Raw genomic sequence first — 17,562 nt, forward strand, 5'->3', positions numbered from 1 at the left:
AGGTCTCCGTCTTCACTCCCGGGTACATGAGACTTACGTCTAGGCAAAATCATGGCGGAGCGCGACGTGAAATCCAATCAAAACACTGCAATCAGCCTCGAAGACCTGCTGAAACAGATCGCACCGGACCCAAGCGGGCGGACTTTACCGCCCGTGGAGTCGTGGAATCCGGAGCGTTCGAGCGATATTGACATGGAAATCCGCGCCGATGGCAGCTGGTGGCATGAAGGCGGGCTGATCAGGCGCGAAAAGCTGGTGAAGCTGTTCTCGACGATTCTGCGCCGGGACGCGGATGGGTCTTTCTGGCTGGTCACGCCTTATGAAAAGGTCATTGTACACGTTGAGGATGCACCCTTCATGGCCGTGCGCGTCGATGTCGCGGGCGAGCGGGGAAGGGACCAGCAGCTCGTACTGAAGACCAATCTCGGCGATGTGGTCGTGGTGGGGCCTGATCATCCCCTGCGTATTGAGACCGATCCGGAAACGCTGGAGCCGTCGCCTTATGTGCGGGTGCGCGGGCGGCTTGAAGCGAAGCTGACGCGCCCGGCCTTCTATGAGCTGGCAGAGCTGGCCGAGCCTGCGCCGGATGGCGGCGAAGATCGGCTGGGGGTATGGTCTCAGGGCGTGTTTTATGATCTTGGGCCAGCCGGTACGGAGTGAGACCTCGATCGCATGGCCTTTATTGATCTCGATGATTTTCTGGCGCGGGCGCGCCTGCGCCTTGATGGCGTCACCGGCAAGGAACGCCTTGCGGAGGGCGGCGACATCGAGCTGCTGGATGCTGGCACGATCCAGAATATTCGCCGTGCGGCGGTGCTGGTGCCGATCATCCCGCGCAAACAAGGCCCGATGATTTTGCTGACGCACCGGCCCGATACCATGCCGACGCATCCCGGGCAGGTTGCTTTTCCTGGTGGGAAGGTCGATCCGGTTGATGCCGACGAGGTTGAGGCGGCGCTGCGCGAGGCCCATGAGGAAGTCGGCGTTGAGCCAGATAGCGTGGAGCTCATCTCACGTGGCGCGCCCTATCTGACGGGAACGGGGTTCCGCATCGTACCCGTGATCGGCGTGCTGCCCGCAGATTTCATTCCGGTTCCAGACCCGACGGAAGTGGCCGATGTGTTTGAGACGCCGCTTTCCTTCCTGATGGATGAGGCGAATCACAATCGCCGCTCGACCGTTTGGCGCGGCGGGGAAAGGGACTACTATGAGATGCCATATCAGGGCCACAGGATCTGGGGCGTGACGGCGGGGATCATCCGCGCTTTATATGAACGCCTATATGATTCGGGGGAGAGAGCCGCGTGACATACAGGCTGATATTCGAATTGGTCATTTTCCTGACGCCCTTCGCCGCGTTCGGGCTTTACCGTCTGGCGCGTCAGGAGGCGATTGAAGAGGGCAAGAAGCCCTGGCCGATCACCATTCTCTTTGTTGTTGGGGCTGTCCTGGCGATTGCGGCATGGGTTGTCCTGATCATCATTGACCGTGGCGACGGCGAGACCTGCTATGAGCCGCGCCGGCTTGTTGATGGCGAGATGGTGGGGGGACAGGAAATTCCTTGCCCGAAAGAAAAATCCGATCTCGGCATACCGGCGAGCCTTGACCCTGGCAGCCGGGCAAATGGGCTGGGCCACACAGACCCGGCCGGGCCGGACACGCCGCCCGGACCGCTGGACATCCGGCCGGAAGACGATCCGCCAGCGTCTGACACGCTGCCGGACGATCCAGACTTACCGGAATGAAATCGATCTTGGGCGCAGACTGGCTGACGGCAGACGAAACGCTCGCCGTCATGACGGCGCTGGACAAGGCGCGGAAAGGCGGCTCGCGCTTTGTCGGGGGCTGCGTGCGCAATGCGATCATGGGCCGCGCGGCAGCCAAAGAAGACATCGACATCGCCACCCAGCTGGAGCCGGACGCCGTCATCGAAGCGCTTGAGGCGGCGGGGATACGCGCGATACCAACCGGCATCGAGCACGGAACGATTACCGCCGTCACGAACAGCACGCCGTTCGAGATCACAACGCTTCGCCGTGATGTCGAGACGGACGGACGCCGCGCGGTTGTCGCTTTTACCGAGGATTGGGCCGAGGATGCAGGCCGCCGGGATTTCCGGCTGAACGCGATCTATGCCGAGGCCGACGGAACGCTGCACGACCCGACGGGTGGCGGGATCACGGATGCTGAAACCGGACATGTGATCTTCATTGGCGACGCCGATACGCGCCTTCGCGAAGACTATCTGCGTATCCTGCGCTTTTTCCGCTTCAACGCCTGGTACGGCGCCGGCATCGATGAGGAGGGGCTGGCCGCCTGTGAGCGCCAGAAAGAGGGCCTGAAACAGATTGCGGTCGAGCGTATCTGGAAGGAGCTGCACAAGCTGCTGGCGGCACCAGACCCGTCTGTCGCGGTTGAGGCGATGGACAGGAGCGGTGTGCTGTCCATCCTGATGCCAGAAGCCGTGATGGTCGATGGGCTTTACGATTTGCGCGTCACAGAGGCGCTGCTCAAGGTCAGGCCAGACCCGATGTTGCGATTGATGTCACTGCTGCCGCGCACGGCAGCGGCGGTGGTCGGCGTGTCGAAGCGCCTGCGAATGTCGAACGCCGAAACAGAACGAATCAGCCGCTGGGCAGCAGACAATCTGCCCGACCCGACCGGGTTTAATGGCAGAGAGTTGCGCCGCGCGCTCTATTGGCACGGGCCTCAGGCTGTGGTCGACCGGGCGATGCTGTCGGGTCAGGATGTGCGCGACCTGGTGCATGCGATCCTCGCGTGGCGCCGGCCGGCATTCCCTGTCGGCGGGGATGATGCGCTGGCCGTCGGCTTGAAGGGTCCAGAGATTGGCCAAGCGCTGCGCAAGCTCGAGGAATGGTGGATCGATCAGGACTTCCAGCCGGAGCGGGAAGAGCTGTTGGGGCGGCTGGAGAAAAATTTATGATTTCAGCTTCTGAGCGAATTTGTTATACTTGCCAGTTCTGATTGGGAGCGTGTTATGTGCAATCGCAACAATGATAAAGACAGCGAAACTCCGATCGATATCGAGCGCGAGATTGCCGAGCTTCTTGCTATTGCCGAAGATGTCTTTGTTGAGAATGAGGACGTTCTTCGTCGACTTGCCGAGTGAGAATTCAAATAACCGTCTAAGGCCACTTCACCACGGGCGGCATGGATGAGAGGATCGAGTTGACGTTGCCGCCGGTCTTCAGGCCGAAGGTCGTGCCGCGGTCATAGAGCAGGTTGAACTCGACATAGCGGCCGCGGCGGATGAGCTGTTCCTCGCGCTCTTCTGGCGTCCAGCTTTCGACCATGCGCCGGCGCACCAGCTGCGGATAGATATCCCTGAAGGTGCGCCCGACATCCTGGGTGAAGGCGAAGTCCTTGTCCCAGTCGCCTGTATTGTGGCGGTCATAGAAGATTCCGCCTGTGCCGCGCGGTTCATCGCGGTGCGCGAGATGGAAATACTCATCGCACTGCTGCTTCATGCGCGGATAATATTCAGGATCATGCCTGTCGCAGGCGGTTTTGAAGGCGGCGTGGAAGTCGACCGTGTCCGGGAAGTCGTCCTGGCGCTGATTCTCGAGCAGGGGGGTGAGGTCTCCGCCGCCGCCGAACCAGCTTTCGGAGGTGACCAGCATGCGGGTATTCATGTGAACGGCTGGCACGCGCGGGCTGTGCATGTGGGCGATGAGCGAGATGCCAGACGCCCAGAACCGGCCGCCTGACTTGTCGGCGCCGGGGATCTGCGCGGCAAAGGCTTCGGAAAAACTGCCATGGACGCAGGAGACATGGACGCCGACTTTTTCGAACAGTTTTCCCTTCATGATCGCCATCGTGCCGCCGCCGAGGTCTTCAGAGCCGTCGCCGCGTGTCCATGGGGTTTTCTCGAAGGTGCCGGGCTCGCCATGGTAAAGCGGGCTCTGGGCTTCGCGTTCAAGCGCCTCGAAACTTTCGATGATCTCGGACTGAAGTGATTCGAACCAGGCTTTGGCTTTTGTCTTCTGGTGTTCGAGGTCTGGGGTGGACATTCCGGTCTTCTCCATTCAGGCGCAATCGGCAATCTAGTCGGTACGGCTACGGGTTACGTAGCTGCTGTAATGCCGCAGGCTGGATGTGCAAACGCAGCTTGCATGGCGTCTTACCGCCGCAGGTGTACATGCGTGGCTTGCAAAGGCAGGAAGAGCGCGCTAACCGCAGCGCTGGAACATGCGGGGAGGTGTGTTTTGCGGCGTTGCGCCGCAATGATTTCCTGTCCCGCTATTGTATGCAGTCGGAGAATTCCTTGGCCAGAGGACGAAAAGAGTGAGCGACGCGACAAACAATACACATGAAGCGATTGATGAAGATCGCCGCGATTTCATCCACATTGCGACGGCGGCCACCGCTGTCGCTGGTGCGGGTGCGTTGGCATATGTCTTCGTTGACCAGATGAACGCTGCGAGCGACACGAAGGCTGCTTCCAGCCTTGAAGTCGACGTTTCGAAAGTCCCGCTGGGCGGTGAGATCCGGGTCCTGATCGGTGGTAAGCCGTTCTTCATCCGTCACCGCACGCCAGCAGAGATTTCGGCGGCAGAGAATGTCGACGTCAGCTCGTTGAAAGACCCGCAAACTGACGATGAGCGCCTTCGTCCGCTGCCAGATGGCGAACTGAACCGCGCCATCCTGGTGACCTCGGGCAGCTGTACGCACCTTGGTTGCGTTCCGGTTGGTCCGGCACAGGGCAATACAGGCGATTTTGGTGGCTGGTACTGCCCATGCCACGGCTCTCACTATGATACGTCCGGCCGCATTCGTCGTGGTCCGGCTCCGGCAAACCTGCCGGTGCCTGACTACCGCTATGTCAGCCCGACCGTCATCAACATTTCGCTTTAGGAGAGGACGGACGACACGATGAGCGGACACCCCTCAACATACGAGCCGAAGACCGGCTTCACGAAATGGCTCGATTCGCGCCTGCCGGTTGTCCGGCTGGCCTATGACAGCTTTGTCGACTTCCCGACCCCGAAGAACCTGAATTACTGGTGGACCTTCGGCGGTATCCTTGCGGTCTGCCTGATGACGCAGATCCTGACGGGCGTCGTGCTGGCCATGCATTACACGCCGACGGTCGACGGGGCCTTTGCCTCGGTTGAGCGGATCATGCGCGATGTGCCGTTTGGCTGGCTGATCCGCTACATCCACGCCAATGGCGCTTCGATGTTCTTCCTCGCGGTCTACATCCACATGTTCCGTGGCCTCTACTACGGGTCCTACAAGGCCCCTCGCGAGATTCTCTGGATCCTCGGCTGTGTGATCTTCCTGCTGATGATGGGGACGGCCTTCCTTGGCTACGTCCTGCCATGGGGCCAGATGTCCTATCACGGCGCAAACGTCATCACCGGCCTGATCGGTGCGGTTCCGATCATCGGCGACAGCATCAAGGCCTGGCTGATGGGCGGACCGTCGATCGGCAACCAGACGCTGCAGCGCTTCTTCTCGCTGCACTACCTGCTGCCATTCATGATCGCTGGTGTGGTTATCCTGCACATCTGGGCCCTGCACGTTCCGGGTAATAACAACCCGACCGGCGTCGAGGCCCGCAAGGACCCTGAAGGCCTGAAAAAGGATACGGTTCCTTTCCACCCTTACTACACGATCAAGGATGCCTTCGCGATCGTCGTCTTCCTGATCATCTTCGCGACCTTCGTGTTCTATGCACCGAACGTCCTTGGCCACGCAGACAACTATATCGAGGCCAACCCGCTGGTGACGCCGGCCCACATCGTGCCGGAGTGGTACCTGCTGCCATTCTACGCGATCCTGCGGGCCATCACTTTCAATATCGGCCCGATCGACGCCAAGCTGCTCGGTGTCATCGCGATGTTCGGTTCGATTGCGATCCTGTTCCTTCTGCCATGGCTGGACACGTCCAAGGTCAAATCGATGCGGTATCGCCCGGTTGCCCGGCAGTTCTTCCTTGGCTTTGTTGTCGCGGGCCTGCTTCTCGGCTGGTGCGGTGCTTCCAATCCGGATGATCCGATCATCCCGATGGGCTCGGACAAGCTGGTCGTCAGCTATACCGACGCCAATGGCAACGCCGCGACGCAAACCTATGAAGACTACGAGCCAGCCGCCGAGTTCCGTGACCAGCGTGTCGAGGCGGGCCAGGATGCGACGATTGCCGTCCAGAAGGCACCGGCCTTCCGCTTCGTGCATCTCGCGCAGATCCTGACGCTCTATTACTTCGCCTACTTCCTGGTGATTCTGCCGCTGCTCGGCCTTCGCGAAAAGCCGAAGGATGAGCCAGCCTCCATCCACAAAGCCGTGCTCGGTCATGACCGTGCCGCTCCGGCCCCAGCTGAATAAGAGGTCAAGGACATGAAATTCCTTCGTTTTATCTCCGCTGGACTGGGTGCTGCTGCCATTGTTGCGAGCGCCCATGCTGCTGGCGGCGCACTCCACGCCCACGGTCCTGAAGAGGGCTGGGCCTTTGAAGGCCCGCTTGGCGAGCTCGACATGGATAGCGTTCAGCGCGGCTATCAGGTGTACCGTGAGGTTTGCTCCTCATGTCACTCGATGCGCCTTATGAGCTATCGCAACCTCGGTGAGCCGGGTGGACCGTTCTACGATCCGGAATATCCGAACGCGAATGACAACCCGTTGGTGAAGTCTTTCGCGGCCATGGATGAAATCCTGAGCACTGAGCCGAATGATGTCGGCGATTATGACTATCGCCCGGCACGCACGTCTGATCCGTTCAAGTCACCTTATCCGAACGCCAATGCGGCTCGCGCAGCAAACGGCGGCGCGCTTCCGCCTGACCTGTCGGTCATCACCAAGGCGCGTCACGGCGGTGCGAGCTATGTCTACAGCCTTCTGACCGGTTACCCGTCCGAAGACGCGATTTCGACCCGTGAAATCGCAGGCGAGCCGATTGTCGAGGAAGAGGTTGCCGCCGCTGATGGCGCTGCGCAGCCTGACCAGACCGCGGATGCGGATGTGTCCGAAGACGGCACGTCGATGGACGAAGCTGCGGCAGACGCAACCGAAGCGGCTGTACCAGCCGCGCCGCAGACCGAAACCGTCATCGACCCGTCCCGTGTCGAGGCGCTTTCTCATGGCGATCATCACTTTGAGGGCGACCTCATTCAGCCGGTCGGCCAGTACTACAATCCGTACATGGCAGGCGATACGACCGCCCAGTGGCGCGGTGACCCGCGTCATGCGCCTCCGGGTGGTTTCCTCGCGATGCCGCCGCAGCTGACACCAGGCCGCGTCTCCTATCTCGACGGCACGGAAGCCACGGTCGAGCAGATGGCCCATGACGTTGCGAACTTCCTGCAATGGGCTGGCGAGCCGAAACAGAGCCAACGCAAGTCCACCGGTCTTGCTGCGCTGATCTACCTGATCATTCTGGCCGTGCTGCTCTGGTTCTCCTTCCACCGCATCTGGCGGAAGATCGACCACTAAGCCTGACCAGGCATCACACTGCCTGATCCCAAATTGGCCATCCGCAGAGCACGTCTCGCGGATGGCCTTTTTGATTCATGAGGTGACGCAGAACATCTGGACCTGGCGACTGGGTCTACAATCGCCAGCCTAGTCTTCCGGGAAGCGATAGCGCAGGGCCTGGACGGCTGAATAGATGCCATAGACGCCGATGGTCAGGGCCGAGGCGATGAACAGCCACAGGCCGTAAGGCTGGGCGCGGATCCAGCCGAGCGTTGAGGCGAGGCCTTGCACATCGCCGGGATCAGTGCCCCAGCCGGCGACAACAAGAGAGATGCCGACCAGAGCGAAGAGGATACCGCGGCCCGCTATGCCGGCGGAGATGACGCCTGTCAGATTGCCGGCCCAGCCTGAAAGATCGATATGGTCTTTCCACTGGCCGGTTTTGGCGCGCCACACCTGCGCGCAGCCGACGCCAACAAGGGCAAGGCCAGCGAGAGTGACCACCCAGCTGCCGAAAGGCTGTTCCATCAGCCATTTCGCGGTTTCTTCGGTCTTGCCGCCGCCGCCGCCATCATTCGAGCCGAAGGTGACCGAGGCGGCTGCCACGCCAACCAGCAGATAACTGATGCCTGAGGAGGCCATGCCGACGCGCGCCAGAATGCCCTTTGCGTCATTGCCCTGGTCCTCAGGGTCGAGCACGGCCTGCTGGAAACGCCACAGCGCATAAAGGAAAAGCCCGATGGCGAGCGTGATCAGGAGGATTCGTCCGCCCTGTTCGGTCTCGATCGCGCGGAATGCGTCACCTGCACTCGCCCCGTTCTCCGGCTTTGAGGTGAAGGCGGAGTCCAGAAGGACCACCGCGACAGCGAAATAGACGAAGGCGCGGGCGCCAAGCCCCAGCCGAGCCAGGAAGGCTTTCGAAGACGCGACGTTATCGGCGATATCGGAGTTCTGCATGATGAAGGAAGGCGTTGAATGACCACTTGGTTCCGCCATCTACGCTCGCGCTCTTGATTTCGGTCCGCCCGCCTGCTTCAGCCATTGCAGAACATGAGTGGAGACGGAAAAAGATGAGCAAATGGGTGATCGGTGTTATCGGCGGGTCTGGCCTCTACGAGATAGAGGGGCTGGAAAACGCCGAGACGATTTCTGTCGAGACGCCCTGGGGTGCGCCGTCGGATCCCTTGGTGAAAGGTCAGATCGGGGATGTCACGCTTGTCTTTCTGCCGCGCCACGGCAAGGGGCACAGACTGACGCCGACCGCTGTGCCTTACCGGGCCAATATCGATGCGCTGAAGCGGCTCGGCTGTACCGATGTCCTGTCAGTGTCGGCTTGCGGATCGCTGAAGGAAGCGCTGGCGCCGGGAGACTTCGTCATGGTCGACCAGTTCATCGACCGGACCTTCGCCCGCGAGAAGACCTTCTTCGGGCCGGGCATGGTGGCGCACGTTTCGATGGCGGACCCGGTCTGCTCGCGCCTATCCGGGCTGGCCGGTGACGCGGCTGAACAGGCGGGCGCGAAGGTGCATCGCGGCGGGACCTATATCGCCATGGAGGGGCCGCAATTCTCCTCGCGGGCCGAAAGCCATCTCTATCGCCAATGGGGCTGCGATGTGATCGGGATGACCAACATGCCGGAAGCCAAGCTCGCCCGCGAGGCGGAGCTTCCCTATGCGACCATCGCCATGGTGACCGATTATGACTGCTGGCGCGATGACAGCGAAGCGGTTTCGGTGAGCAATGTGCTGGAAGTCATGAAAAATAATACAGACAAGGCGCGCCAGACGCTGAAAGCACTGGTTGGCGGCCTGCAGGGAACCGAGCGAACCGCGTCGCCGCAAGGCATCGAGACCTGTCTTGATTTCGCAATGATCACTGCGCCTGACGCTCGCGACCCGGCCGTTCTGGCAAAGCTGGACGCGGTCGCGGGGCGCGTTCTCTGAGCGCCTGTGTGACGTCAAACGCGCAGTCTTAACGAGACGTAAAGACGCTTGTCGACGCCTGAGTCTGCTTTTGCTAAGCTTCCGGAAATGCAACTTGGGTGAGGTCGCATGAACGGGACGTACTTTGAGACATTCATGGTCGGTGGGCTCGCGCTCATGGTTGCGGCAGCGCTCTCCATTGCGTGGCTGCTCTGGCGACAGGATGACGTTCGGCGCGAGGCTGTTGGCCTGGCGCTAGAGGGGATCGGACACGAGTTCCGGTTCAACATGTTTCAGATGGTGCGCGAGATTAATGACGTCGAAGACGGCATGATCCGCTTGCCGGTTGATCTGCCGACGCTGGCCCATCCGCAGCTCGATGCGGTGCTTGGCGAAATGATTGCGACAGACAAGCGGGCGCTTGCCGCCATTCAGGCGACCTATCAGATCCTCGAAGCGCGCAAGCGGCGCGTGCGCATGCAACTAGCAGATGGCGCGGTTGATGATGAAGAGATGACCGCTTTGAAGGCGGCCACGGTGCAGGGCATCTCGACGCTCTATCTCTGGGAAGACCATGAAGGTGCACCGCCTGAGAAGGCCCGTTCGACCCGCAGCTGGTGGGTGCGTGACTGGATGAAAGCGCATGGCTTTACCCAGGACCTCCTGTCCGGTCTGGCCCTGCGCGATGCGGTGGTGGAAGACCTCCGCCAGAATGGTATGGAGCTCACGCCGCAGCCGCTGACGCTGACGGCGCACGAATATTATTCGCGCCAGTACGACCGCCATGCTGATCCGCGCGGCGTTTTCGGAACGCGCCGTCTCGAGGAGAGCGAGGCCGAAGAGGCCGCGCTGGCGGAAGAGGACGCCGTTATGGTGTCCGCCGATGAGGTCGAGGAAACGGAAGAGACGCCCGTCGTCGAGGCTGCGGCCATTGCGCCAGCCGCCGCCGCAGCGGCTGCGGTGTCCGAGCTTGCCGATGAGGATGATATGGACGAGGCCGAAGAGATCGAGCCGGTGTCCTATGAACCCGATATCGATGTGAAGGCGGATACCAGCGACGAAGGAAGTGCAGACGCGGACGCCGAAACTGAAGATGACGACGCCGACCCTGTCGAAGACCCGGCCGACGAAACGGATTTCTCAGACGATGCCGAAGTCGACCCGGCCTTTGCCGATGCCGATGCCGATGCCAATGCCAATGCTGATGCCGATGACGCCGTCGAAGACGACGAGGACGCGTCTGACGAAGAAGCGCCTGTCGAGGAGGCCGTCTCAACCCCAGAGCCTGACGCGCCTGTCGATGCGGAAATCGAGGCTGCCGCGGCTGTGCCGTCCGGGCAACCGGCGGACGATCCGTTCGCGGTGCTGAACGCTGCGGACCTCAGCGCCTTTGAGCCAGACCCGGAAACCGGCAAGCTGGATGATACCGTGCCCGGCGAAGACGATGAGGATGAGGACAAACCCCGCAAATCTGCCGATGCAGCGGAATAGCCCGCGCGTGGATTACAAGGCCCGTATCAGGACGATCCCGGACTATCCGGCAAAAGGGATCATGTTTCGCGATGTGACGACGCTGATGAGCGATGCGGACACGTTTGCGAGCGCGGTCGAGGAGATGTGCCGCCCCTTTGAAGGGCAGGGGATTAGCAAGGTCGCGGGGATCGACGCGCGCGGCTTCATTCTGGGCGGCGCCATGGCCGTGCGTCTTGGGGCGGGTTTCCTGCCGCTGCGCAAGCCCGGAAAGCTGCCTTATGAAACCTGGAGCGTACCTTACGAGTTGGAATATGGAAGCGATGCGCTCCACATGCATGTCGATGGCGTTTCCAAGGGCGAAAAAGTCCTGCTGGTTGACGATCTGATCGCCACGGGCGGGACCGCCGAAGCGGGCGCCAAACTGCTCAGGCAGGGCGAGGCAGAGATTGTGGCGGCCGTGTTTCTGGTAGATTTGCCTGATCTGCATGGGGCTGACAGGCTGCGAAACCTAGGCATCGATGTGCGAGCGCTCGTCACATTTGAAGGCCACTAACTGATCAAGGAACAACGACCATGAAGCTTCTAAACTGGGTATCGACGATCGCGATTGCCGGCGCACTGGTCGCCTGTGGCAAGGATGAGCCACCACCGCTTCCGGATGAATCCGGGTTCAGCGGCGAGATGGCCGACGCATCCGAGGACGCGCCAGACTTCGAAGAGACGATCAAGGCTTTTGAGGCCTTCGCGGACGAAGCGTTCCTTCTTCAGGACGGCAGCGAGGCCGGTTTTGACGAGTTGAACGAGGCCCTGCCGGACCTTGTCACGGTATCTTGGGACGAGAAGTCGTTTGACGACTCTACCGGTGCGACCGCGCTGACCGGGCTGGCCATTACCATCAATACCGACCCGGCCTTCGGGCTGCGCGCAGAAGAGGCGCGCCTGTGGGGGTTCGACGAGGGCTTTCTTGCTGCGCGCCTGCGCGGGGAACAACTCGATGTCGAAGCCAGGCTGTTTGACCGGCTGGAAGCAGAAAATCTCAGCTATTTCGGCGTTGCAGATGCGGCCGAGACGCTGTTCGATTCGCTCGCGGCTGAAGCAGAGGACGACGATCTCGATTCGGTCGATTTCGCGCTCGACACATTCGAGGTGACGGCAAACCGGATGGTGGTCAGCAATCTGACGCTGCGCCCCTATGAGTTCGCGCCTGCTCCGGACAGTCTTTATGAGATGATGGAGGTCTCCGAGGACGAGATTGAGAATGTGCGTATGGCTGTCGGCCTGGCGCAGCAGGCGCTCGCCGTGATGCGGACCGTCGCGATGGAAGACGCCGTGGTCTATGACGCGAAAGTCGATGTCGATATTCGCCAGGGCTCGGCCGATGAGATCATGATCGACCAGAAGATCAATGCCGATGTCGGTTTCTACGGATATGAGGATGTGTCCGGTTTCGATGTCGGTCGGGCGATCATGTATAATGTGCGCCAATCCCAGAGCATGGCGATGACGTCTCCTGACGGGACGTTTGAAGACGCCGGCTATTCAGACGGCATCAACTACAAACAGGAAGAAAGCACGCAGTTCTTTACCTATGAGGACCTGCAGATGGACAAGCTGGCCGGCTTCCTTGCGCGGGGCGACTTTCCGAGCATGGACGAGAAGGATCTGATGAGCTTGGGCATGTGGACGGCGCGCGACTACACGCTGAAACTGAATGATGGCGAGATATTCACCGCTGAGCGCGTCAATTTCGATGGGCGTGAGTTCAGCTGGTTCATTCCGAACAAATTAGAGCTGGACGTGAAGGGCGCGTCGGTTGCGCTGGAAGAGATCGGCAATTTCGCGCTGACCTTCGTGCCGGATGCGGCTGATGAAAATCCGGAAGCGGCAGACGCGGTTGACGATATCGAAACGGCGCTCGGCAAGCTCGATGAATACGATCTCGACACCATCCCGTTCGACCTGAACTTCACGGGCACGTGGGATGATGCGTCAGGCGCATTTGAAGTTCGCGCGACATCGGAGTCTGCCGGGTTCGGCGAAGGCGATGCCAGCTTCCGGATGACCCTGCCTGATTATGGCGCAGTGCAAACGGCCATGGAGTCCGATGACAAGGAGAGCGCCTTCGAAGACGCCTTCCAGAACGCGTTCGAATTCAAGGGACTTCGTTTCTTTGAGAAAGATGATGGCGGTTATGACAAGCTGTTTGGCTATGCCATCGAGGTCGGAAAACTGTACCCGCAGGAAGGCTGGGGCGCGATGGTCGGCAGCATGACGCCTGAACAGATCCGCCAGTATATCGCGACGGCGATCCGCTCGATGAAAAACCCTGCCTCTCAGGAAGTGGCGCAGGCCGCTGAGTGGCTGGAATCCATGGCGCTCTATTATGAGACATCGGGCGGCAGCCTCGAAATCGTGTCGGATCCGACCACGGCGATCGACTTTGCCTACCTTGATGATCAGCAGGACGCAGACAATGTGGAGCAAACCGTGGAGGACATGGGCATTTCCGTCACATATTCACCGGAATAGGTGATGGCGACGCTTGACCCCGGCGCAGGCGCGCCTCACCTATGTGAGCTGACTGCATGCACGGAGTGAACATGACAATCCGCCTCGACGACGAACAAGAATCCAAACCCATGGCAGAGCCGAACGCCTTCCTTGAGGAAGCGTTGTTCAATGCCCGCACCATTCTTCTGACGGGTGGTGTGGACGACAAGCTTGCCCGGCGGGTCTGTGAACGTCTGCTGGCGCTCGGCTCGGAAAGCGACAAGCCGATCCTGCTGGTGATTTCTTCACCGGGCGGCCACGTCGAATCCGGCGACATGATCCACGACATGATCAAGTTCGTTGATGCGCCGGTGAAAGTGCTGGGGTCAGGCTGGGTCGCCTCTGCGGGTGCGCTGATCTATTCGGCGGCCAAGAAAGAGAACCGCTACTCCCTGCCAAATACGCGCTTCCTGCTTCATGAACCGCGCGGCGGCGTGGGTGGTCAGGCGTCTGACGTGGAAATCCAGGTGCGTGAAATCGTGCGTATGCGCGAGCGCCTGAACAAGATTTTCGCTGAGGCGACGGGTCAGCCGCTCGAGAAGATCAAGGCCGACACCGATCGTGACCACTGGATGAGTGCCGAAGAGGCTGTCGAGTACGGCCTGGTCAACAAGATCGTCACCAGCCGCAAGGAAATCGTCTAGGCGACGTCGGTCCGGGCGCGGCTATTCCTGCGCGGCGTCCGGCTCCAGAAATCTCTCAATATGGCTCGCGGTGCGCTCTGGCTCCGTGAACGGGAACAGGTGTCCCGCATCCGGCAGGATGCGATGGTCTGCCCGTGGGATGAAGGCTGAAAGCTGGATCGCATTCTTTGGCGGAATGATCCGGTCGCGTGAGCCGGCGAGCACAAGCGTGTCCGCTTCGATCATCGGCAGGAAATACAGGCTGGACCAGATGGCGAAAGGCGCGAACTGCGCCAGCATGGCTGGCGTGTTCGACATGGCGACACCCCTGATATGAGCGCTGGAAAAGTCGGCAATGAGGTCGTCCATGATCGCGGCGAACGGGTTGAGCGTGCGCCATAGCCCGGCCTCGGTCCAGTCGGCGGGCAGCATGGTCGTGCCTGTGCAGGTGCCCGCGAGGATCAGCCGATCGACCCTGCCGCGATACTGGATAGCGATCTGCTGGGCGAGCGCACCGCCGAGCGAAAGTCCCATCAGGGTGAAGCGCTTCAGGCCGGCCTGTTCGATCGATCGCACCGCAAGCCGGGCAAGGCTTGCCGGATCGAGCGGGAATTGTGTGGCCGGCGTCTGGCCGACACCTGGCATTTCAAGCGCGATGAATGGGCGGTCCTTGAACTGGCGTGCCAGCGGGGCGGCCATTTCCAGGCTGGAGCCGATACCATTGAGGAAGACGAGCGGCTGTTTGCTGGCGCCCGCGTTCCAGATATGCGCGCGCAGGCGCGTGCCGGACGCGTCAAGCCATAGCTCATGAAAGCCGTCAGCGGCTCTGTCCAACATTAAATCTTGTGCAGCTTCGGCCAGATGCTCGTCCTCGTGATTCGCCGGGCAAGATTGATGTCCAGCATCCGGAAGACTTGCAAATCACGCGCCAGACGCAATTGCTTTGTGCAGGTATTGCTGCAGTCCGAAAGCGAAAAAGGGAGGCCAGACAGGCCTCCCTTAAGCACTCTACTCGGATACTCTACAGAAATGCTGTATACGGGATTCGCGACTTCTTTGCAAAGCCTCTCCACATTTAACCCGTGGATAAGTTGGCTTTGCAACTAGAGGGTGACGATCGCGACTTTGAGGAAAATGGTGGTTCGGGGGAGACTTGAACTCCCGACCTCACGATTATGAGTCGTGCGCTCTAACCAGCTGAGCTACCGAACCAATCCGGTGTCTGTGCGACCGAGCGGGAATGCCGGGTCAGCACAGCAAGCGGGCTGAATACACATTGATTTGTCGCTCTGCAACCGCCTAATCCAGCAGGCCCACTACGTAATCTGCGATTGCCAGCGAGGAGGTGAGGCCGGGGCTCTCAATCCCCATCAGATTGATGAGGCCTGGCGCGCTGGTATCGATGATAAAGTCACCCGACGGCTCACCCGGTCCAACGATCTTCGGGCGCACGCCGGCATAGTCCGGCGCGAGGGCGCCGTCGGGCAGGCCGGGCCAGTATTGGCGGGCGGATGCGTAGAAATGGTCGGCGCGGGCCGGGTCTACCCGGTAGTCGAAAGGCGGCGCGGCCTCTTCCGGCAGCCACTCGGCATCAGGGCCGAGTTTGCCGCGCCCGGACAGGTCGACTGTGAGGTGCAGGCCAAGGCTGGCGCGCCCCGGCATGGGATAGATGAGACGCGAGAAGGGCGTCTTGCCGAGTATGCTGAAATAGCTGCCCTTGACGTAGCGAGGGGTCGGCAAGCCTGAAATGTGCGGTCCGTCAATTCGGCCCGCAACGGCGATAGAGTTATGCCCGGCGGCATTGATGACGGTGCGGGCCGATATCTTCGTTGGGGTTTCGCCGGCTGTGATCAGGTCGATTCGGTCTCCAGTGACGGTGCCGGACTGCACTGGCGTGCCGAAGGCGATCATGCCGCCATTGTCTTCCAGCTCGCCCTGCAAGGCCAGGAAGTAAGCGTGGCTGTCGAAAATACCCGAAACCGGCGAGTGGATCGCGGCGGCGATGTCGGGGCTCAGCGCTGGCTCAAGGGTGCGCGCTTCTTCGCCTGAGACAACGCGCAGCTTTTCGACACCGTTCGCTTCGGCGCGCTGGACGATGCCGTCGAGGCCTTCGGTCTCATCGCCGTGCGCGACAACGAGCTTGCCGCAATTCCTGTAGGTGACGCCATGCGCATCGAGATAGTCGTAGAGCTTGCGGCGTCCCTCGACGCAGAACCGGGCCTTGTAGGAGCCCGCCGCATAGTAAAGGCCTGCATGGATCACTTCGGAATTGCGCGACGAGGTGTGCACGGCAATCGCGTCTTCGGCCTCCAGGATGATGACATCGCGGCCTTTCAAGGCGGCGGCGCGGGCCACAGCGAGCCCGATGACGCCTGCGCCGATGACGATAAGGTCCGCATCGAACTGGTCCATGACTTTCCTACGATCCCAGCGCCTGCCATGCTGCGGCGGCAAGGGTGATCGCGCGCATGTCTCCAGTTGTGGTGCCTTCCATCTTGTTCATTGCATAGGCAATTGTCGTGCGCGCCGCCATGTCGATCAGAACGAGCGAGCCGCCATAGCCGCCCCAGAAGATCGAGTCGTCATTGAGGGCGGGCGACATCGGGCCGGACAGGCCAAACCCCATGCCAAAGCGGATGGGCATGTCGAGGACGAGATCGGTACCTTCGACCTGGCATTCGAGCGCTTTTCGGCATCCCGCTTCTGAGAGGAAGCGTTTTCCGCCAGCCACCCCGCCATTGGCAAGAATGGTGTGCACCGTGGCGACGGCGCGGGCATTGCCAGTGCCGCCGGCCGCCGGGATTTCGGCGCCACGCCAGGCGCGGGTGCGAGTCTCGGACACTTCGATGGGCGGATGGGCCAAGGCCGCCTTCTTGATGGCGGAGTCGTAAGAGGGGCTGCCCCGCAAGCCTGGCGGCGGGGTCAGGTCTGCGACCCGGTGGTCCTCCGACGCCGGCAGGCCGATATGGAAGTCTATGCCGAGCGGCTGAGCGAAGTCTTCCCGGAAGACCGTGCCGACGCTGCGGCCATCTGCGCGGCGGATAACCTCGCCGACCAGATAGCCTTGCGAGAGCGCATGATACCCCGAGGCTGTGCCCGGCTCCCACATCGGGGCCTGCGCCGCCAGAAGGCTGGTGGCGCGCTCCCAGTCATACAGCATTTCCTTTTCGACCGGGTCGGCCCAGCCGGGCAAGCCTGCCGAATGGCTCATCAGGTGAGAGACCTTGACCGCTTCCTTTCCGTTGGCGGCAAATTCCGGCCAATAATCGGCGACCGGCGCGTCGAAATCGATCAGCCCCTTGTCGGCGAGATAGAGGGCAACGAGCGCCGTGATCGTCTTGGTGGTCGAATAGACGTTGACGATCGTGTCCTTCTCCCAGGCGCGCGTCTTTTCCGGATCAGCGAATCCACCCCAGAGATCGACCACGGTCTCGCCCTTGCTTGTGACGCAGAAAGAGGCGCCGAGGTCGGTCCCGTCTGACAGGTTCTGTTCGAACTGTTCGCGTACCGCCGCGAACCGGTCTTCGGTGAACCCGTCTGCCATACCATCCGCCATGTTA

18 protein-coding genes and 1 tRNA gene are annotated in these 17,562 nt (G+C 61.0%); 13 read left to right on the forward strand and 6 right to left on the reverse strand.

Annotation, left to right across the window (positions count from 1 at the left end; all coding sequences use genetic code 11):
* The first annotated feature begins 66 nt into the window (after positions 1 to 66).
* Genes WNY37_RS06950 through WNY37_RS06970 form a run of 5 tightly spaced genes read left to right on the forward strand, consistent with a single transcriptional unit; the run spans position 67 to position 3,130 of the window.
* Positions 67 to 660 carry a DUF1285 domain-containing protein gene (locus WNY37_RS06950; protein WP_342972740.1) on the forward strand — a complete coding sequence of 198 codons (594 nt, stop codon included), beginning with the start codon at positions 67 to 69 and terminating at the stop codon, positions 658 to 660.
* 12 nt (positions 661 to 672) lie between these two features.
* Entirely contained in the window at positions 673 to 1,308 is a 636-nt protein-coding gene (locus WNY37_RS06955) for a CoA pyrophosphatase (RefSeq protein WP_342972741.1), read from the forward strand.
* Positions 1,305 to 1,745: a DUF6111 family protein gene (locus tag WNY37_RS06960; protein WP_342972742.1), complete on the forward strand. Its 441-nt coding sequence runs from the start codon at positions 1,305 to 1,307 to the stop codon at positions 1,743 to 1,745. Before WNY37_RS06955 ends, WNY37_RS06960 begins: the two co-directional genes overlap by 4 nt.
* Positions 1,742 to 2,944, forward strand: a complete 1,203-nt coding sequence (locus tag WNY37_RS06965) for a CCA tRNA nucleotidyltransferase (protein ID WP_342972743.1) — start codon at positions 1,742 to 1,744, stop codon at positions 2,942 to 2,944. Before WNY37_RS06960 ends, WNY37_RS06965 begins: the two co-directional genes overlap by 4 nt.
* Before the next feature lie 54 nt (positions 2,945 to 2,998).
* Positions 2,999 to 3,130: a hypothetical protein gene (locus WNY37_RS06970; protein ID WP_342972744.1), complete on the forward strand. Its 132-nt coding sequence runs from the start codon at positions 2,999 to 3,001 to the stop codon at positions 3,128 to 3,130.
* A gap of 16 nt (positions 3,131 to 3,146) precedes the next feature.
* Here WNY37_RS06970 and hemF read toward each other — a convergent pair whose 3' ends face one another.
* Complete coding sequence (hemF, locus tag WNY37_RS06975) at positions 3,147 to 4,031, reverse strand: oxygen-dependent coproporphyrinogen oxidase (protein ID WP_342972745.1); 885 nt, start codon at positions 4,029 to 4,031, stop codon at positions 3,147 to 3,149.
* 274 nt (positions 4,032 to 4,305) lie between these two features.
* Here hemF and petA point away from each other — a divergent pair, with 274 nt between their 5' ends.
* From petA to WNY37_RS06990, 3 genes are read left to right on the forward strand one after another with little or no spacing between them, the layout of a single operon-like run.
* On the forward strand, positions 4,306 to 4,875 hold the full coding sequence (petA, locus tag WNY37_RS06980; RefSeq protein ID WP_342972746.1) for a ubiquinol-cytochrome c reductase iron-sulfur subunit: 570 nt from the start codon (positions 4,306 to 4,308) through the stop codon (positions 4,873 to 4,875).
* 18 nt (positions 4,876 to 4,893) lie between these two features.
* Positions 4,894 to 6,348, forward strand: a complete 1,455-nt coding sequence (locus WNY37_RS06985; RefSeq protein ID WP_342972747.1) for a cytochrome b N-terminal domain-containing protein — start codon at positions 4,894 to 4,896, stop codon at positions 6,346 to 6,348.
* A 12-nt stretch (positions 6,349 to 6,360) separates the two neighbouring features.
* Complete coding sequence (locus WNY37_RS06990) at positions 6,361 to 7,452, forward strand: cytochrome c1 (RefSeq protein ID WP_342972748.1); 1,092 nt, start codon at positions 6,361 to 6,363, stop codon at positions 7,450 to 7,452.
* Positions 7,453 to 7,581: 129 nt separating this feature from the next.
* Here the strand turns inward: WNY37_RS06990 and WNY37_RS06995 are convergent, their stop codons facing one another.
* Entirely contained in the window at positions 7,582 to 8,430 is an 849-nt protein-coding gene (locus WNY37_RS06995) for a DUF1206 domain-containing protein (RefSeq protein WP_342972749.1), read from the reverse strand.
* Between the two features lie 74 nt (positions 8,431 to 8,504).
* Here WNY37_RS06995 and WNY37_RS07000 point away from each other — a divergent pair, with 74 nt between their 5' ends.
* The 5 genes from WNY37_RS07000 (at position 8,505) to WNY37_RS07020 (ending at position 14,023) form a co-directional block, all read left to right on the forward strand.
* On the forward strand, positions 8,505 to 9,377 hold the full coding sequence (locus WNY37_RS07000) for an S-methyl-5'-thioadenosine phosphorylase (protein ID WP_342972750.1): 873 nt from the start codon (positions 8,505 to 8,507) through the stop codon (positions 9,375 to 9,377).
* A gap of 108 nt (positions 9,378 to 9,485) precedes the next feature.
* Positions 9,486 to 10,847: a hypothetical protein gene (locus tag WNY37_RS07005; RefSeq protein ID WP_342972751.1), complete on the forward strand. Its 1,362-nt coding sequence runs from the start codon at positions 9,486 to 9,488 to the stop codon at positions 10,845 to 10,847.
* The gene (locus tag WNY37_RS07010; protein WP_342974876.1) at positions 10,834 to 11,382 is read left to right on the forward strand and encodes an adenine phosphoribosyltransferase; all 549 of its coding nucleotides are present in this window, start codon (positions 10,834 to 10,836) and stop codon (positions 11,380 to 11,382) included. Before WNY37_RS07005 ends, WNY37_RS07010 begins: the two co-directional genes overlap by 14 nt.
* A 20-nt stretch (positions 11,383 to 11,402) precedes the next feature.
* Positions 11,403 to 13,358, forward strand: a complete 1,956-nt coding sequence (locus WNY37_RS07015) for a hypothetical protein (protein WP_342972752.1) — start codon at positions 11,403 to 11,405, stop codon at positions 13,356 to 13,358.
* A 71-nt stretch (positions 13,359 to 13,429) separates the two neighbouring features.
* Entirely contained in the window at positions 13,430 to 14,023 is a 594-nt protein-coding gene (locus WNY37_RS07020) for an ATP-dependent Clp protease proteolytic subunit (RefSeq protein WP_342972753.1), read from the forward strand.
* Positions 14,024 to 14,044: 21 nt separating this feature from the next.
* On the opposite strand, the gene WNY37_RS07025 is transcribed toward WNY37_RS07020, so the two are convergent.
* The 4 genes from WNY37_RS07025 to WNY37_RS07040 form a co-directional block, all read right to left on the reverse strand.
* A complete protein-coding gene (locus WNY37_RS07025; protein WP_342972754.1) occupies positions 14,045 to 14,839 on the reverse strand; it encodes an alpha/beta fold hydrolase in 795 nt (264 codons plus the stop codon).
* Positions 14,840 to 15,137: 298 nt separating this feature from the next.
* Positions 15,138 to 15,214 (reverse strand) — tRNA-Met (locus tag WNY37_RS07030).
* Positions 15,215 to 15,301: 87 nt separating this feature from the next.
* Positions 15,302 to 16,414: an NAD(P)/FAD-dependent oxidoreductase gene (locus WNY37_RS07035; RefSeq protein WP_342972755.1), complete on the reverse strand. Its 1,113-nt coding sequence runs from the start codon at positions 16,412 to 16,414 to the stop codon at positions 15,302 to 15,304.
* A 7-nt stretch (positions 16,415 to 16,421) separates the two neighbouring features.
* Positions 16,422 to 17,558: a serine hydrolase domain-containing protein gene (locus WNY37_RS07040; protein ID WP_342972756.1), complete on the reverse strand. Its 1,137-nt coding sequence runs from the start codon at positions 17,556 to 17,558 to the stop codon at positions 16,422 to 16,424.
* Positions 17,559 to 17,562: the final 4 nt, after the last annotated feature.

Source organism: Henriciella sp. AS95 (assembly GCF_038900055.1).
Taxonomy (GTDB): Bacteria; Pseudomonadota; Alphaproteobacteria; order Caulobacterales; family Hyphomonadaceae; genus Henriciella.